At 60.2% G+C, this 15,824-nt stretch carries 14 protein-coding genes and 1 pseudogene; 2 read left to right on the top strand and 13 right to left on the bottom strand.

Features of this window, described 5'->3' with window-relative positions; genetic code table 11:
* Positions 1-42 precede the first annotated feature (42 nt).
* From Q4D83_RS08225 to Q4D83_RS08210, 4 genes are all read right to left on the bottom strand, one after another.
* On the bottom strand, positions 43-1,368 hold the full coding sequence (locus Q4D83_RS08225) for a fatty acid desaturase (RefSeq protein ID WP_303174602.1): 1,326 nt from the start codon (positions 1,366-1,368) through the stop codon (positions 43-45).
* A 7-nt stretch (positions 1,369-1,375) separates the two neighbouring features.
* The gene (locus Q4D83_RS08220; RefSeq protein WP_303174600.1) at positions 1,376-2,416 is read right to left on the bottom strand and encodes a ferredoxin reductase; all 1,041 of its coding nucleotides are present in this window, start codon (positions 2,414-2,416) and stop codon (positions 1,376-1,378) included.
* An 85-nt stretch (positions 2,417-2,501) separates the two neighbouring features.
* Positions 2,502-3,005, bottom strand: coding sequence for a hypothetical protein (locus Q4D83_RS08215; protein ID WP_303174598.1), 504 nt, complete (start codon positions 3,003-3,005; stop codon positions 2,502-2,504).
* Entirely contained in the window at positions 3,005-3,415 is a 411-nt protein-coding gene (locus Q4D83_RS08210) for an HAD family hydrolase (RefSeq protein WP_303174596.1), read from the bottom strand. The genes Q4D83_RS08215 and Q4D83_RS08210 overlap by 1 nt, the downstream gene beginning before the upstream one ends.
* A 133-nt stretch (positions 3,416-3,548) precedes the next feature.
* Between Q4D83_RS08210 and Q4D83_RS08205 the strand changes: the two genes are divergently transcribed.
* Entirely contained in the window at positions 3,549-3,995 is a 447-nt protein-coding gene (locus Q4D83_RS08205) for an Rv3235 family protein (protein WP_303174594.1), read from the top strand.
* Between the two features lie 40 nt (positions 3,996-4,035).
* Here Q4D83_RS08205 and secA read toward each other — a convergent pair whose 3' ends face one another.
* The 9 genes from secA to Q4D83_RS08160 all read right to left on the bottom strand — a co-directional run bounded on the left by secA (position 4,036) and on the right by Q4D83_RS08160 (position 14,754).
* Positions 4,036-6,669 carry a preprotein translocase subunit SecA gene (gene secA / locus Q4D83_RS08200; RefSeq protein ID WP_303174593.1) on the bottom strand — a complete coding sequence of 878 codons (2,634 nt, stop codon included), beginning with the start codon at positions 6,667-6,669 and terminating at the stop codon, positions 4,036-4,038.
* Positions 6,670-6,804: 135 nt separating this feature from the next.
* Positions 6,805-7,467, bottom strand: a complete 663-nt coding sequence (gene raiA, locus Q4D83_RS08195; protein WP_303174592.1) for a ribosome-associated translation inhibitor RaiA — start codon at positions 7,465-7,467, stop codon at positions 6,805-6,807.
* A 114-nt stretch (positions 7,468-7,581) separates the two neighbouring features.
* On the bottom strand, positions 7,582-8,112 hold the full coding sequence (locus tag Q4D83_RS08190) for a ComF family protein (RefSeq protein WP_368502205.1): 531 nt from the start codon (positions 8,110-8,112) through the stop codon (positions 7,582-7,584).
* Positions 8,113-8,189: 77 nt separating this feature from the next.
* Positions 8,190-9,884: an MtrAB system accessory lipoprotein LpqB gene (lpqB, locus tag Q4D83_RS08185; RefSeq protein ID WP_303174589.1), complete on the bottom strand. Its 1,695-nt coding sequence runs from the start codon at positions 9,882-9,884 to the stop codon at positions 8,190-8,192.
* The gene (gene mtrB, locus Q4D83_RS08180; protein WP_303174587.1) at positions 9,881-11,485 is read right to left on the bottom strand and encodes an MtrAB system histidine kinase MtrB; all 1,605 of its coding nucleotides are present in this window, start codon (positions 11,483-11,485) and stop codon (positions 9,881-9,883) included. The genes lpqB and mtrB overlap by 4 nt, the downstream gene beginning before the upstream one ends.
* Positions 11,486-11,491: 6 nt before the next feature.
* A complete protein-coding gene (gene mtrA / locus Q4D83_RS08175) occupies positions 11,492-12,172 on the bottom strand; it encodes an MtrAB system response regulator MtrA (protein WP_146323849.1) in 681 nt (226 codons plus the stop codon).
* A gap of 18 nt (positions 12,173-12,190) precedes the next feature.
* A complete protein-coding gene (locus Q4D83_RS08170) occupies positions 12,191-12,799 on the bottom strand; it encodes a dTMP kinase (protein WP_303174584.1) in 609 nt (202 codons plus the stop codon).
* A complete protein-coding gene (ahcY, locus tag Q4D83_RS08165) occupies positions 12,799-14,238 on the bottom strand; it encodes an adenosylhomocysteinase (RefSeq protein ID WP_303174582.1) in 1,440 nt (479 codons plus the stop codon). The genes Q4D83_RS08170 and ahcY overlap by 1 nt, the downstream gene beginning before the upstream one ends.
* A gap of 162 nt (positions 14,239-14,400) precedes the next feature.
* Entirely contained in the window at positions 14,401-14,754 is a 354-nt protein-coding gene (locus tag Q4D83_RS08160) for a DUF4259 domain-containing protein (protein WP_303174580.1), read from the bottom strand.
* A 109-nt stretch (positions 14,755-14,863) separates the two neighbouring features.
* Between Q4D83_RS08160 and Q4D83_RS08155 the strand changes: the two are divergent.
* Positions 14,864-15,824 (top strand): annotated as a pseudogene (locus Q4D83_RS08155) (hypothetical protein); the annotation flags it as partial.

Raw genomic sequence — 15,824 nt, 5'->3', positions numbered from 1 at the left:
CATACAGGAGAATTACGGAAAGCTCAGCTTTTTCTCAGCTAATTAAGTTTTGCTCAATTTTTCGGGTTGCGACGCCGCGACCGACTCCGTTCCACGAACACCCCGGCCAAGGTAGCAATTCACTACTTCGCGCGCGCCCGGACGAATCGCCTTCAACAATTTCAGGCCCTTCTTCAACCCGCGGCGCACACCATGCTCATCAGCCCCAACATGCAACTGCTGCTCAATCTGAGGATTTTCTGTAAACGCCTTATTGGAGCGCACCTCCGGCGCATTATGCGGGGAGGCGACCAAGAAGCGGTTCGGCAACGTGAGCTTGAGCAGCGTGCGCTGCACCTTCAAAAACTGCATGGGGAAGGAATCCACGTTGTACGGCAAATCAAACTCCTCCGCCAACTGCTGCACCTGTTTGCCTACCTCGGCCAACCGGTTCGACGGCATGTCGGGGAACAAATGATGCTCAATCTGGTAGTTGAGGTTGCCAGACAAGATGGTTAAGAGCTTGCCGCCATGGAAATTCGCCGAGCCGAGCATTTGCCGCAGATACCATTCCGCGTGTGATTCGGTGCGTAGTTGCTCCTTGGTAAAGGTTTCCGCCTCATCAGGGAAATGCCCGCAGAAGATCACCGCATACGCCCACACGCTGCGCAGCCAGTTGGCGGTAGCGTTCGCGGCCACGGTATTGAAGTAATTCGGCCCGGACAACGCGGGGTACAGCGCGTAATCCTTGAGCACCTGATTGCGGGATTTCCGCACCGCCTCCCAGAACCGCGGCGCCGTCTCCTCCCAGGTTTGCTTGCCGGCGAAATAGCGGCCCAGCTCCACGTCGTAGAAGGCGATCGCCCATTGGAACAGCGAGGCCAGCACCACGTTAGTCACCGGCTGGAAGGCGTGGGCCGGCGTCCAGGCACGGTCACGGGTCACGCGCAAAATGCCGTATCCCACGTCATTGTCCATGCCAATGATGTTGGTGTACTTGTGGTGCACGAAGTTGTGCGAGTGCATCCACTGGGAACTCGGGCACGTCATGTCCCACTCCCACGTCGTGGAGTGGATTTCGGGATCGTTCATCCAGTCCCACTGGCCGTGGATCACATTGTGGCCGATCTCCATGTTTTCCAGAATCTTAGACAGCGCGAGCATTCCGCTGCCCGCCCAGAAACAGGCCCGCTTGTGGCTAAACAACAGCGTGGCCCGTGCCGCGACCTCCAAGCCGCGCTGGAAACGAATGAGGCCTTTAATATAGGCGACGTCGCGCTCCCCGAGGGAGGCTTCTACTTCCTGCTTGATGGCGTCAAGCCGGCGCCCGATTTCTTCAATGTCTTCGTCGCTCAGGTGCGAATACGCACGGATATTGTCAATTGCCATGATTCTCCTAAAGGCCGATTCGTACGTTCCCCGCCGCAACACATACACATGTGCGAATACGCTCCCCCGGGTTATGGGTTTCCCCGGTGCGTAGATCGTGCGCGTGCCCATCCTCCAACGGGCGGACACACGTTTGACAGATTCCCATGCGGCAGCCGAACGGCAACTGCACCCCGGCGCCTTCACCCGCTTCCAAAATTGTGGTGGCGCCGTCGGCCGTCACCGTGGCACGATCCCCGAACGTAATCTCCCCTCCGGTGGCGTCCGATGCCCGATCTAAAGTGAAACGTTCGGTGCGCACATCCGGCCAGCGGGCTTCGAAATCGTCAAGCATTTCGGCCGGGCCACAGGCGTAGATCACACGCTCGGAAACATCCGGAACTAGTGCTTCAATATCGTCCACGCTGAGGCGGCCGTCTTCGCTGGTCACCTGCACATGCACCGGCACCGGTAGCGCGTCCAGCACGTCCCCGAACAGCAGGTCGCCGCGGTGCCGCACCGAATGCACCACCACCACGTCGCCCAGCTGATCGCGGTCGACCAGGGTCCGCAGCATGCCAATGATCGGGGTAATCCCGGTACCCGCCGAGACAAACAAAAGTTTGTCCGGTACCGGGTCGGTGAGGTGGAAATCCCCGGCGGGGGCCGCCAGGCGCACCACCATGCCGGGCACCGCGGTGCCCACCAGATGGTTGGATAATTTGCCGCGCTCCACCGCGCGCACCGTCACGGTCAATACGTCGCCATCAGGATGGGGAGCGCAGGTTAATGAATAGCTACGCCAGGTGTAGCGGCCGTCGATAGGCACGCCGATGCCAATGTATTGGCCGGCGTGAAAGTCCACGGGCACGCCCCACCCCGGGCGGATGCTCAAGCTCACGGTATCGGGGGTAGGCCTGTCCACACGTTCGATTCGGCCGCGTAGCTCGCGTTGCGACCACAGCGGGTTCACAAGCTGCGTGTAATCGTCGGGCAGCAAAGGCGAAGTAAAGCGCCGCAGCGCACTCCGCAAAGCGCGCAAACCATCGTGGGGGAGGGCTGGTGCCATGTGAGGCTCCTATCGTGTACTGACGTAACGATACCGTAGCTTACGCACACGTAGGTTCATTTGGAAATCCGCCGCCCCGCAAAAATTAGAATAAAGCTACCAATAGCGGAAGCTCTACTGGGTCGTACCAAGCCATCAGGTTATCCAACGCGTCACCGACCGCCAGTTCGGCATCCTCGTCGCCCAAATCCGCCGCGTCCACCGCCGCAATCCCCGCCGCGGTGGCCGATTCGCTTTCCGCAACATCCACGTGAATCGCCGCCACCTGCGCCAACTCCACCTGCGCCGGGGACAACTTCACCACCGACTCCCCCTGCTCCGGCAGCAACGTCACCTGTGAATCCGGCAGCTCGGCAGTCACCACCACGCGCCGATGCGGAAACGGAGACTCCCCGCCCGCCAACAAGCGTAACGACGCCCGCGCCGCCTCATCGAATGCGATATGGGCAATCTCGTCCTCATCCCCGGACGTATAAAAATCCAACAATGCGGGGGTGACGGCGAACCCCCATCCAGAGGTCGCCGCAAACACGCCGGAATCGTGCAGCTGATCAAGAATGCCGAACGTGGCTGGGATATATACGCGCACTAGAACTCGCCCTCAATGCCGAACAAACCCGTGATCTCCACGACCGCACGATCGAACTGCTGGTAATACACCCCCACCAAGCCCGCGTCCACCGCAGCCCGCACGTTCAGAATCTCGCTATCCACCAGCACACAATCGCGCCGATCCAATTCCACCACGTCCGCCGCGATCTGGAACGCTTCCGGCTCCGGCTTCTCAATCCCCGTGTCCTTGGACAACACCACGGCGTCCACCACGCCGTCGGCACGCAGCGCCTGCATCGCCGCAATCTTCGCTGGGTCTTCCTCATTCGAAAGGATAACCGTACCCACGCCCTGGGCGCGGGCGGTGGCTAACAGGTTGCGCCACCTGCGCTGATCTTCGTCCGAACCGTCTAACACGCCGCCATACTCAACGACTAAGCCTCGCACCTTGCATTCTCCTTCGCTCTGAATTCAGCGCGCATCCGCCCGCAATTCGTGTCATAGTAAAACTAGCCCGAATACACACAATTGTCACCGTGCACAATATAAATTCTTGTGGCTTCTTGGGGGAAACACACAGATGCTCACCGCAATACCTGGACTTAACCACCTGAAAATCTGGCAACCCGGCGCGCCGGATCCAGCTTCGCAACCAACCCAAGCAACGCAGCAATCGCCTTCCTCGCACCCGCCCCGCCCACCGCACCCATCGCCGCCGCGCAATGAACAAGTAGTCCACCGGCTCATCATGGGCGCCCTCGACGTAGCAGCCGGACGCAAACCACTATCGTCCTTATCGACGCAGCGCTACTCCCCCGCCGTACTCCGCCACCTCGCCGCCCGCCGCAAGGTTTGGACAAAGCGCGGCAACGCCAGCATCCGGTCGATCCACGCGCACCGCACCGGCGCCAACACGGTGAGCATCTGCGGGGCGTGCAACCTCGCCGGGGAAACCTTCGCCTACGCAGCGAAATTACGGTTCGGTGAAGCCGGCAACATCACGTTGGAGGCGCTCCGCGTCCTGTGACAAGGTGCGCGAAACGCCTCCAAGGCGTGTTGTCCTATTCCTAGACTTCGGCAGGGCCGCTCATGCGCAGGTTCCGGGGGTCTTGGCGGCGAATACCAAGGTCGCTCGCGTCAACCTTGCCGTCGTTATTCACGTCGGCACTACCCGCCGCCTCCATGTCGGGCACGAATTGCTTGCGCAACAAGAACAGCTCACGGACGGTGTCTTCCTTGATGCCGTCTTTCATCGCGTTGAACATATCGCCACCCTCTTTTTGGTATTCCACCAACGGGTCACGCTGCGCCATCGCGCGCAGGCCAATGCCCTCCTTCAGGTAGTCCATTTCGTAGAGGTGTTCGCGCCACTTTTTATCCACCACGTTGAGGATTACCATGCGCTCAATCGCACGCATGTGTCCCTCACCGGCGATCATTGCCACCTGGGATTCCAAGGCCTGGTACTGCTTGTGCGCGTCATCGATAAGCGCGTCGCGCAAATCCGCCGCAGACAATTCGCCCGGGCCGCCGTACTCGGCGCCCTGGAGCATGCTTTCCCAACTCATGGACGGCCCATACAAGCTCTCCAACGCATTCCACAGCGCATCCAGATCCCAGTCCTCCACGTAGCCAGCGGCGGTAGCGCCGTCCACATAGGCCTCGATCGTTTCTTCAATCATGCTTTGGACTTGGTCGCGGACATCGCGGCCATCGAGGATTTCGCGGCGCTCGCGGTAAATTACCTTGCGCTGCTCGTTCATCACCTCGTCATACTTGAGCACGTTTTTACGCATCTCAAAGTTCTGGTTCTCCACCTGGGTCTGCGCGCCCTTGATCGCGCTGGAGACCATCTTCGCCTCAATCGGCACATCATCCGGCACATTGAGGCGGTTCATCATCGCCTCCATGGACTGACCGGAGAACCGCACCATGAGCTCATCACGCATGGAAAGGTAGAAGCGAGTGGTGCCCGGGTCGCCTTGGCGGCCGGAACGACCGCGCAGCTGGTTGTCAATACGGCGGGACTCGTGGCGTTCCGTACCCAACACGTAGAGGCCGCCAGCGGCGCGCACCCGTTCCGCCAACTCGGCGGAACGCTTCTTCATGCGGGTGATTTCCTCATCCCACGCCGCCTCATATTCCTCCGGGCTTTCCACCGGGTCCAAGCCGCGCGCACGCAAGTTCAAGTCGGCCAGGATATCCGGGTTGCCGCCCAACACGATGTCAGTACCGCGGCCGGCCATGTTGGTGGCCACGGTTACCGCGCCTGGCAAACCAGCCTGGGCCACAATTTCGGCTTCCTTGTCGTGGTACTTCGCGTTCAGCACGTGGTGCTTAATGCCCCGACGCTGCAACAAGTGCGACAAGTACTCGGAACGCTCCACCGACGTCGTACCCACCAAGATCGGCTGACCCGCGGCAGAACGCTCGGCGATATCGTCGGCCACGGCCGCGAACTTCGCTTCTTGGGTTTTGTACACCAGGTCGGTGAGGTCTTCCCGCTGATTGGGGCGGTTCGTGGGAATCGGCACCACATCCAACTTATAAATCTGGTGCAGCTCGGAAGCTTCCGTCTCCGCGGTACCCGTCATCCCGGCCAGCTTTTTATACAGGCGGAAATAGTTCTGCAGGGTAATAGTGGCCAAGGTTTGGTTCTCGTTTTTGATCTCCACGCCCTCTTTGGCCTCGATGGCCTGATGCATACCATCGTTGTAGCGGCGCCCGGCCAGCACGCGGCCCGTGAATTCGTCAACAATCATGACCTCACCGTTGCGCACGATGTAGTCCTTGTCGCGGGCGAACAGCTCCTTCGCCTTAATCGCGTTATTCAGGTAACTCACCAGCTGGGAGTGCTCTGGGGCATACAGGTTGTCAATGCCAAGCTGATCTTCGACATACTCCACGCCCTTTTCCTTCACACCGATGGTGCGCTTCCGCTCATCGATCTCATAGTGCAGGTCTCGGGTCATGCGAGGCACGATCATCGCAAACGCGGAATACCATTCGGAAGAGCCGTCCGCCGCGCCGGAAATGATCAGCGGTGTACGCGCTTCGTCGATAAGAATCGAGTCCACCTCGTCGACGATGGCGTAGTTGTGCTCGCGCTGCACCAACTCATCAATAGAACGCGCCATATTATCGCGCAAATAATCGAACCCGAACTCATTGTTCGTGCCGTAGGTAATGTCCGCGTTATAGGCAACCCGGCGCTGATCCGGGGTCATCTCGGACAAAATCACGTCCGTGGTCAACCCGAGGAAGCGGTGCACGCGCCCCATCCACTCGGCGTCGCGCTTAGCCAGGTAATCGTTCACGGTGACCACGTGCACGCCGTTGCCCTCCAACGCGTTAAGGTATGCGGGAAGCACGCAGGTCAAGGTTTTACCTTCACCGGTGCGCATCTCGGCCACGTTGCCAAAATGCAGCGCCGCCCCACCCATAATCTGCACGGGGTAATGCTTCTGCCCCAGCACACGCCACGAGGCTTCGCGGGCAACGGCAAAGGCCTCCAGCAGCATGTCATCAAGGTCTTGGCCGGCGGCCAGACGATCCTTGAATTCTGCGGTCTGACGCTTGAGCTGCGCATCGCTCATCCCAGAGTATTCCGCTTCCAAATCGATCACAGCGTCGGCAATCCTCTGGAGGCGTTTCACGGCGCGGCCTTCACCAATTCGCAGGATTTTGGACAGTCCAAACACGGGCTTTAAGTCCTTACAAAAATTGAGGGTTTTTATCAACAGTCCCGGCCATTCTACTCCCTGGCCCACTCAGCAGCGAACCCGCCTCCACACGGAGGCGGGCCCAATAGAAAGTTCAGTAAAACTTGAAAAATCTTACTCCTCAGCTGCCAGGCTAATCAAGCCGTAATCAAACGCGTGGCGGCGGTACACCACCGACGGGCGGCCCGTTTCCTCATTCACAAACAGGTAGAAATCGTGCCCCACCAGCTCCATCTCGCTGAGCGCATCATCCACGCTCATCGGCGTCGCGGGGTGTTCCTTGGTGCGGACAATTTGGCCAGGCATGACATCAGTGACGGCATCTGCGTAGGGGTCCTCATCGAACTCCCCCTTCGCCTCAACCTTCGGCGCTACCTCGTTGACAAGCTCCGCCGCCAACGCACCCGCACCCAGGGGCGCGCGGTGCCCAGAACGGCTAATCTTTCGGCGAGCCTTCACTTTCCGCAGCGAACGCTCCATGCGGGCAAGGGCGGTTTCCAACGCCGCATAAAAGCTGTCTTCCTTCGCCTCGGCACGGGCGATATGCCCCTTGCCGGTCGCCGTGATTTGAATCTTGTCGCTTTCATCAGCGCGGCGCGGATTTGGCTCGTGCTGAAGCTCCACATGGAAGAAGGTGAGGGTCGGATCGAGGTGCTCGATCTTGGCAAGTTTCTTCTGGACTCGCTCAGCGAAATGCTCCGGCACTTCCACATTCCGTCCAGTGATACTCACCTGAGTTTCGGGGCGCAGAACGTTGCTATCAGCAGGTCTGGTCACGTGCTCTTACCTCCCGGTATCGGGCCACCGCACACTGTGAGCGGATTTACTCACAGCGTCCAACGGTGAACTGCACTTTCAGAATACCTCTGGTCATAACCATCGCGCCACGAGTTATGCCGAACATACAACCAATACACCCGTGACCTGCACACCCGCGCTACGCAGCACGTTTACGGCCGCTTCCCCCGTTGCCCCCGTAGTAACAACGTCGTCCACGAGCAACGCCACACGCGGCAACGTTACGGCCGATTTGAGCCGCACCCCGCCCGCCAGATTCGCCCGCCGCTGCACCGGCGACAACCCCACGGAATCCCGCACCCCAGCACTGTGTTCGAGGCAACAGCAGGTGGCAAAACCGCTCGTTTGGCAGATCGCCGTCACCGGATCCCCGCCCCGAAGCCGCGCGTTTCGACGCCGCGTCGGCGCCGGCACCAACACTGCCCCACCGTCCGCCTCGCCGCGGGCCACGAGAAACCGAACGGCAGCCCCGAGCACCGCCCCAATGTCTGGCCGAATATCCATCCGCCCACGTTCCTTCATCGCCAGGATCACCTGCCGGTGCACCCCGGCGTAGGGTGCCAGCGCCCACACCGGCACCAGTGGGTCCACCTGCGTGGCCACCCGATACGGAGGCTGACGCAACCGCGTTCTACATGCAGCACAGAGACGCGACCCCGCAACCCCGCACCCCGCGCAGCTTTGCGGCAGCAACAGCTCCATTAATTCGCTACCACCGGCGCCGCCCGCGTGCCCTGCAGCGCGGGCACCTCCCGCCAAAAGGCAGTGCCCTCGGCGGAGGTGGGAAGCCGCAGCACAGCGCGGGAATCCGTGATGTACACCGTGTTTGCGGACGCCGCGATCGCCACCACTGGGGCGGTCACATTTCCGGTGGGAAGTGAGGACAACGCGGAGCCATCCACCTCCACGCGCCACACCGGCGCTTCCGAGCTCGCGGTACCGATGAGTAACGAATCGTCGTGCTGCCAATCCAACGTGAGTGCGGTATCGCCAATGGTGGGCGCCACCTCGATCACATCCACAATCTTGCGCTCACCAGCGGTAGGGCGCGCCACGGTGCCCACGTACACCCGGCCACCCATAATCATCGCGACGCGCACGCCGGTTCGAGACAGGCGAAGCACGCTAATCGGTTCCTCCGAATTGTCCAGCTCGGAGGCGTCCACCTCAATCTGAGCCAACTCCCCGGTAGTTGTGGAACGCGCCACCCGGATAATCTGCTTGCCGTCAGACACCGTCCACAACGCCGTCCCATCATGCTCGAAGGTGGGCCGAGACAACGATCGCGCCTGCAACGCCTCGGTCACCTGGCCATCTTGCCGAGCCAACTCCAGCGTGGATTTACGGTCCTCCCCTTCGCCGCGTTTCAGCACGGCTGCGGTCACGCCCGCCGAGGAGGACACATCCGCGGACTCAATCGCACCGGAGGTCCCGAACTTGCCGCTCACCGGTGCCGCCCGCGAGGAATCCACCGTGTAGAGGGAACCGCTGCTCAGCGCATACAGGGGAACAATCGCACCGTCGTCGGCATTAGGGTTAAACTCAGCCACATCTTCGACTGTGATGTCGGTTTCCTGCGAGCCGTCGAAATCCACGCTATACGGCGCGTTGACGCCCGCGGAAGCCAGCGTCCAAGTCAGCTGTGCGGTAAATCGATGGCGCGCTTCCTCGTCGAGCTCACCCAAGCCGGTAAACGTGTATTTGCCTTCATGTTTGCCGGTAAACGCGGCGTTTTTCGGCACCTTCGTCATCACACCCTGAGCGAGCGGGCCCTGCGGGCCTTCCATCAGCAGTGAAATCAGCGCGGTGTCCAGGCTCGCCTGCCCGTTGTACACCCAACGCCGGTCGCGCACCAGAAACTTCTCGGTGGGATCGAAGAAAAACAGGTGGTAGGGCTGGTAATTGTTGCGCATCTCGGAGCGCTCCATAATGACCCCGGCGGGCAGGCCGGAAATACGCCATTCCCCTTCCTCGCGCTGCAGTTCGATCACCGTTTCATAATCGCCGTGGTCGGGACGGTACACCCCACCCGTGCCCAGCGATCCGACCACCGTGCCGCGCACCACGTAGGAAATGGCGTCGTTTGAGGCGCCCGGTTTGGCATTCAGGTCAATGCGATCCAGGATCATCGTCGTGGACTGATCATCCCACTCCTCACCCATACGTTTGGTTAAGAAGGCGCGTGCCGATTGGTGCCGCTGCGTAGGCACCGCCGAAGCCGCGAAAAAGTCGCGCAACAGCAAATCCGGCTCTCTGCCCACCGCCGGACCCGAGGCCGCCGTACTCGTCTGCGCCGGCGTGAAAGAACGCAACGCTTGCGGCGCGGAGTCCCCCGGCACTGTCGTGCACCCCACGAGTATCGACGCCGCGAACACCACTACGCCGATCCTCTTCATACGCTCACTTCCTTCGTCGACGACGGGGCCGCGTGCTTCGGCCCCGGCGGGGGCGGCAACTCCAACGGGATGGGGCTTTCCTTGTAGGGGGCCTGCGGCTGACGCGGCAACGTCAACCGGAACCGCGAGCCTCTGCCCGGCTCACCGACCGCGTCCAACGTACCGCCATGCAGCAGGGCGTCCTCATGCGCAATGGCAAGGCCGAGCCCAGTGCCACCAGAGTGACGCACGCGCGCCGGGTCGGCCCGCCAGAAGCGGTTGAACACTAGCTCTTCCTGGCCGGGTTTGAGGCCCACGCCATGGTCAGTCACGGCGATACCCACGGCGTCGTCAGTGGCCACCACGTCAACCTCCACTGGCTTGCCTTCACTGTGGTCAATTGCGTTCGCAAGCAGATTTCGCAAGATGCGCTCGATGCGACGGGAATCCACCGTCACCGGCACCGGCCCCTCCGGCTGGCGGAACGTCACCGTCACGCCCAGTTTCTCCGCAAGGTGATGCACCTGCTTCCAGGCGGCGGCAACGCACGTTTTAATGTCCGTCTGGCTTTCGGAAAGATCAGCCACGCCAGCGTCATGCCGAGAAATCTCCAACAAGTCATTGAGCAACGATTCAAAACGGTCCAGCTCGCGGACCATAAGCTGGCTAGCGCGCTGCGTGTACGGGTCCAACGAATCCGAATTGTCCGCGATCATGTCCGCCGCCATGCGCACCGTAGTCAGCGGAGTGCGCAATTCGTGCGACACGTCCGAGGTGAACTGGCGCTGCAGATTGCCGTACTCCTCCAGCTGGTGAATCTGCTTGGACAAGTTCTCGGCCATAGTGTTAAAACTCAACGCCAGGCGAGCCATCTCATCTTCGCCTTCCACCACCATGCGTTCCCGCAAATGACCAGCAGAGAAACGCTGGGCAATGCGGCTCGCGGAACGCACCGGGGCGGTGACCTGCTGTGTGAGCAACCAAGCGATGCCCACGATGAGCACCACAAGGACCACACCACCTGCCGAAAGCAAGCCCCGCATCAGCGCGAGCGTCGATTCCTCCGCCTCCAGCGGCATCACTAGATACACCTGCAGGCCGGGGATATCTGAATCTGTCGGGGACCCAATAATCAGCGCCTTATACGGGTTGCCGTCCACCCGGTTAATGGTGGCAAATTGGGAAGACACTTGGCCCTCGCTAACAAAATGACGCAACCGTTCTGGGATTTGGTAACCCTCCGGTGAGGTGATGTCAGAGCCATCGTCAACGATGAGCACTGGCTCGAACACCGTGGACGGGTCCGCAGCGGAACCGTTGCGGTTGGCCAGCGCGGCACGGGCGGAATTCACGCGAGTTTGCAACGAGTTGGAAGAGTCCGTAGCGGCGATTTGCTGCTCCACGGCAATGCGCGCGCGGTCAATCTCCGAGTTCGCGATCTCCAGCTTGGCGTCCACCAACCGCTGGGCAACCACGTTCACCATGAACAAACCAAGCACGGCCACCACCAGCACGGTGGCAGCCAAAATCGAACCGATGACGCGAACCTGCAGAGACGTGCGCCAGAGTTCCACTACTTGGTGGCGGAGAAGGAAAAACTTCCGCCGGACGTCCGCAACCACGATGGACTACTCGCCAAATCCTGTCTTATAGCCCACGCCCCTTACCGTGAGAATAATCTGAGGATTCTCCGGATCCTTCTCGATCTTTGCGCGCAGTCTCTGCACATGCACGTTGACCAAGCGAGTATCAGAAGCGTGGCGGTAACCCCACACCTTTTCCAATAATTCCTCACGGGTAAACACCTGGCGCGGTTTACTCGCAAGTTCTAGCAACAAATCAAACTCCAACGGGGTGAGCTGAATCTCCTCGCCGCCTCGAGTCACCACATGGCCGGGCACATCGACAGTGAGATCACCAATTTCGATCACCTCAGCGGGATTATCCTCGGTCCGGCGCAGACGCGCACGAATGCGGGCGACCAATTCCTTCGGCTTAAAAGGCTTATTCACATAATCATCGGCGCCGGATTCCAGCCCGAGCACCACATCCACGGTGTCGGTCTTCGCCGTCAACATCACAATCGGCACACTTGAGGTCTGCCGAATAGTACGACAAATGTCAATGCCATTCATCCCCGGCAGCATCAAGTCCAACAAGATAAGGTCCGGCTGAACCCGTTCGGCCGTAGACACAGCTTCCGCTCCGTCCATCACCGCGACAATATTAAAGCCCTCAGACTCCAAGATGATGGACAACATCTCCGAGATTGCGGGGTCATCATCGACGACAAGAATAGTTGCGTTCATGGCTCCTATAGTTGCACACTACATTCCAAAACGGTGGAGGATCACCTCTGCTACAGCCCCCGCGTCGGCGTCGTGCGGGGCGATCAACCACTCGGAAACCCAATTCCGCGACGCCAGCCGACGATATGCATCAGCTGTTCGAGACTGCAAGCCGCCATCGACTTCATATGCGTCCTTCGCCCGCGTACTATCCTGCTGCGCACGCGATTCCGCCCGCTCAGCAGCGAGCACGACTGGCGTGTCCAGCAGCACCTGCAAGTCCGGCACGGGTAGCCCCAACGTGCCAAACTCAAGCTCGGACACCCATTCGACTACCGCGTCATCATTCAAACGTGCGGCCGAATACGCAGCGTTGGATGCAACATAACGATCCAACAACAACAGTCCGGCGTCGGCAACTAATTCGCTCTTAGCGCCGAACCGATCGAGTGCGAACAAAGTTGCCATTCCATGGACGCTGTCCAGCAGGTCACCCATCTGGCCGTGCAATGCCTTCGCGGCCAGCTGCGCGTGGATCGAGCAATCGTAGCGCGGAAAGGCGAGCACCCGGGCGTCGATACGCTCAGTTAAGGCGCGGACCAGCGTATTCTTACCTGCGCCGTCAATGCCTTCAATTGCAACAATCATTAGTAGCGGTAGTGCTCCGGCTTATAGGGGCCCGCGACATCGACGCCGATATACTCAGCTTGCTCTTTCGTCAGTTCAGTCAGCGTCCCGCCCAAAGCTTCGACGTGGATGCGGGCAACCTTTTCATCGAGAATCTTCGGCAGGCGATACACCTCGTTGCGGTACTTCTCCCCATTGCAAAACAGTTCAATCTGCGCGATGGTCTGATCCGCAAAAGAGGTAGACATCACAAAACTCGGGTGCCCCGTAGCGTTACCCAGGTTCAGCAACCGCCCCTCGGACAGCACGATAATGGACCTACCGTTCGGCAACGTAAACTCGTCCACCTGCGGTTTAATGGTCAACCGGCTGACATCATCGCGGTGCAACAACGAATGCATATCAATCTCATTGTCAAAGTGCCCGATGTTGCCCAGCACGGCGTGATCCTTCATCTTCAGCATCTGCTCAAAGGAAACGATGCCCAAGTTTCCGGTCGCGGTGATCACGATATCGGCGTCGGCGATCGCCTCATCCACGGTGACCACTGGGAAGCCATCCATAAGCGCCTGCAGCGCGTTGATCGGATCCGCCTCCGTTACCTTCACTCGCGCACCCTGACCAGCCATCGCCTCCGCACAGCCCTTGCCGACGTCGCCGTAACCGCAGATCAGCACGTTCTTGCCGCCCATGAGCATGTCGGTGGCGCGGTTAATCCCGTCGATCAAGGAATGCCGAGTACCGTACTTATTGTCGAACTTCGACTTCGTCACGGCGTCGTTAACATTCATCGCAGGGAACGGAAGCACACCCTCCTCCGCGAAATGGTACAACCTGTGCACACCCGTAGTCGTTTCCTCCGTCACGCCCTTGACGGCCTTACCAATACGCGTCCAGCGGGTCGCGTCTCGCTCTAAGGAAGCGCGCAGCATGCCCAAAAAGGCAATGTACTCATCGGAGTCGCCGTCTTGGACGGGCGGGACTAGTCCGGCCTCCTCGAATTGCGTGCCGCGGATGACCGCCATGGTGGCGTCCCCACCGTCATCCAAAATCATGTTCGGCAGTATTTCCGCGCCATCTTTGTCCACACCCCAGTCAAAAATTTGGTCGAGGCACCACCAGTATTCATCGAGGGTTTCCCCCTTCCACGCAAACACCGGAACACCCTGCGGATCCGCTGGCGTGCCCTTACCGACGACCACCGCAGCCGCAGCCTCGTCCTGGGTGGAGAAAATATTGCAGGAAGCCCAGCGAACCTCGGCCCCCAACGCCGTCAGAGTTTCAATGAGCACCGCGGTTTGCACCGTCATATGAATGGAGCCTGCGATGCGGGCACCACGCAGCGGCTGCTCGTCCGCGTACTCCCGGCGAAGCTCCATCAGCCCGGGCATTTCATATTCGGCGAGGCGGATTTGGTGGCGTCCCGCCTCCGCCAGCGAGAGATCAGCGACCTTATACATTCGTGAGTGTGCTCCTGAAGCGTTGAGAAAACGTACCCTCCCTACTGTAGCCACTGCGGGCACATTCTCAGGAACGAGCACTAGAGTGAATGATGTGACAACAGTGTGCCTAATGTCACAAAGTGACGTGGCTCACTATGGCCGTTTTTGCTGCAATGCGGACTAATTGAGGGCTTCCAAATAGACATCGAGGTCTTCGTCCGCCTCCACGCGCTCCAACACTTCCGCCGCGGAAACGTTCAACTCTTCGCTGCCAGAACCAGCAAGTTCTCGAATAAATGGGTACTCATCCACGACGTCACCAGCGGAATACGGAGCACCCGCCCAAATCGCGGCGATTGTTGCTGCGCAGAAACCATTTTGCATCTCATCCTCGGAGACCTGAGAACTGCCAACCACAAGCTTGCATGCGTCTTCGATTGCCTCGACGATGTCTTCGTTATCCAGACCTGAAAGTTCGTCTAGAAATTCCACATTGATATCTTCGGCGAAGATTTTCATGTCCCAAGTTCCCATGGTATTTCCCCTACTTTGACGGAAGGTATTGAGGTGGATTCGCTGGCCGTGCTAGTGTCAGCGCTGTTACCAGCTTGTTACCTGTCAATGTAGTTGAGGAGCGTCGCCGTTGAAAGCGGAGACCCAAAGCTTTCTCGCCTTTGTCGCTGCGGGATGTTTCGCCGCAGCGGTCATTGGCATTCTTGTGTGGAAGTTTTCTGAGGCCACACCGGGAGAAACTGTGGCGGGCATGCAACACACCACATCCTCTTCTCAATCTCAACTCTCCTATTTTTCAGCACCCGCTCCGGCATCCACGATGCCGACTGCACCAGGTACCACTGACCTTCCACCCATCATTGCCGCCTTGCGTGGAGACCCGTTCCTCGCACCCAACGCCCACATTTCCACCGGCTCCGCGAATACGCCGACGCGTTTGTACCGCCCGCAGCCGGACAACGTGAGCACCACAACGGCAATGACGGTGGTTTCCACGACGACACGGGCGGCCGCTCCTGGGCAACCCGAACCCACCGGCACGGGCACCGGCACCGACCAAAACACGCGCGATCCGCAAGGCGCGGTACCGCAACCGGGCCCCACCAGCACCATTGTTGCCCCGCGTGACGACGTCCCAGGCCAACCCAACGAGCAAAACCCCGGCGCCGAGGCGCAACCACAGCCCCCAGCCCCGAATCCGCCTTTGGGTAACAACACAGACGAACAGCACGTTGAACCGTCCGAATCCAGCACGCCGAGCCCTGAGGCTCCGCGTCCGGAGCCGCCACGGCCGGAACCGCCACGCCCACAGCAGCCCAACGATCCGGATCCCACGACCCCCGCACCAGCTCCTGATCCAGAGCCGGACACTGATCCGCAGCCGCGGCCAAACCAGCCGCTCCCGCCTGCACCCAACCCGCAGCCCGAGCAGCCCGCGCCGAATCCGCAACCCGAGCAACCTGCGCCCGCGCCGGATCCCGAGGCAGACACCGATCCACAGCCGCGGCCGAACCGGCCGGTTCCACCTGCGCCAAACCCGCAGCCTGAGCAACCTGCACCCAATCCGCAACCCGAGCAGCCAGCGCCGAACC

Source organism: Corynebacterium sp., assembly GCF_030532715.1.
Lineage (GTDB): Bacteria > Actinomycetota > Actinomycetes > Mycobacteriales > Mycobacteriaceae > Corynebacterium.
Note: the sequence above shows the minus strand (reverse complement) of the source record. Positions and strands in the feature narration are given on the sequence as shown.

Coding starts and splice junctions, on each gene's coding strand:
- Q4D83_RS08225 (WP_303174602.1), bottom strand. CDS start 1,368: ATGGCAATTGACAATATCCGTGCGTATTCGCACCTGAGCGACGAAGAC.
- Q4D83_RS08220 (WP_303174600.1), bottom strand. CDS start 2,416: ATGGCACCAGCCCTCCCCCACGATGGTTTGCGCGCTTTGCGGAGTGCG.
- Q4D83_RS08205 (WP_303174594.1), top strand. CDS start 3,549: ATGCTCACCGCAATACCTGGACTTAACCACCTGAAAATCTGGCAACCC.
- lpqB (WP_303174589.1), bottom strand. CDS start 9,884: ATGAAGAGGATCGGCGTAGTGGTGTTCGCGGCGTCGATACTCGTGGGG.
- mtrA (WP_146323849.1), bottom strand. CDS start 12,172: ATGAACGCAACTATTCTTGTCGTCGATGATGACCCCGCAATCTCGGAG.
- Q4D83_RS08170 (WP_303174584.1), bottom strand. CDS start 12,799: ATGATTGTTGCAATTGAAGGCATTGACGGCGCAGGTAAGAATACGCTG.
- ahcY (WP_303174582.1), bottom strand. CDS start 14,238: ATGTATAAGGTCGCTGATCTCTCGCTGGCGGAGGCGGGACGCCACCAA.
- Q4D83_RS08160 (WP_303174580.1), bottom strand. CDS start 14,754: ATGGGAACTTGGGACATGAAAATCTTCGCCGAAGATATCAATGTGGAA.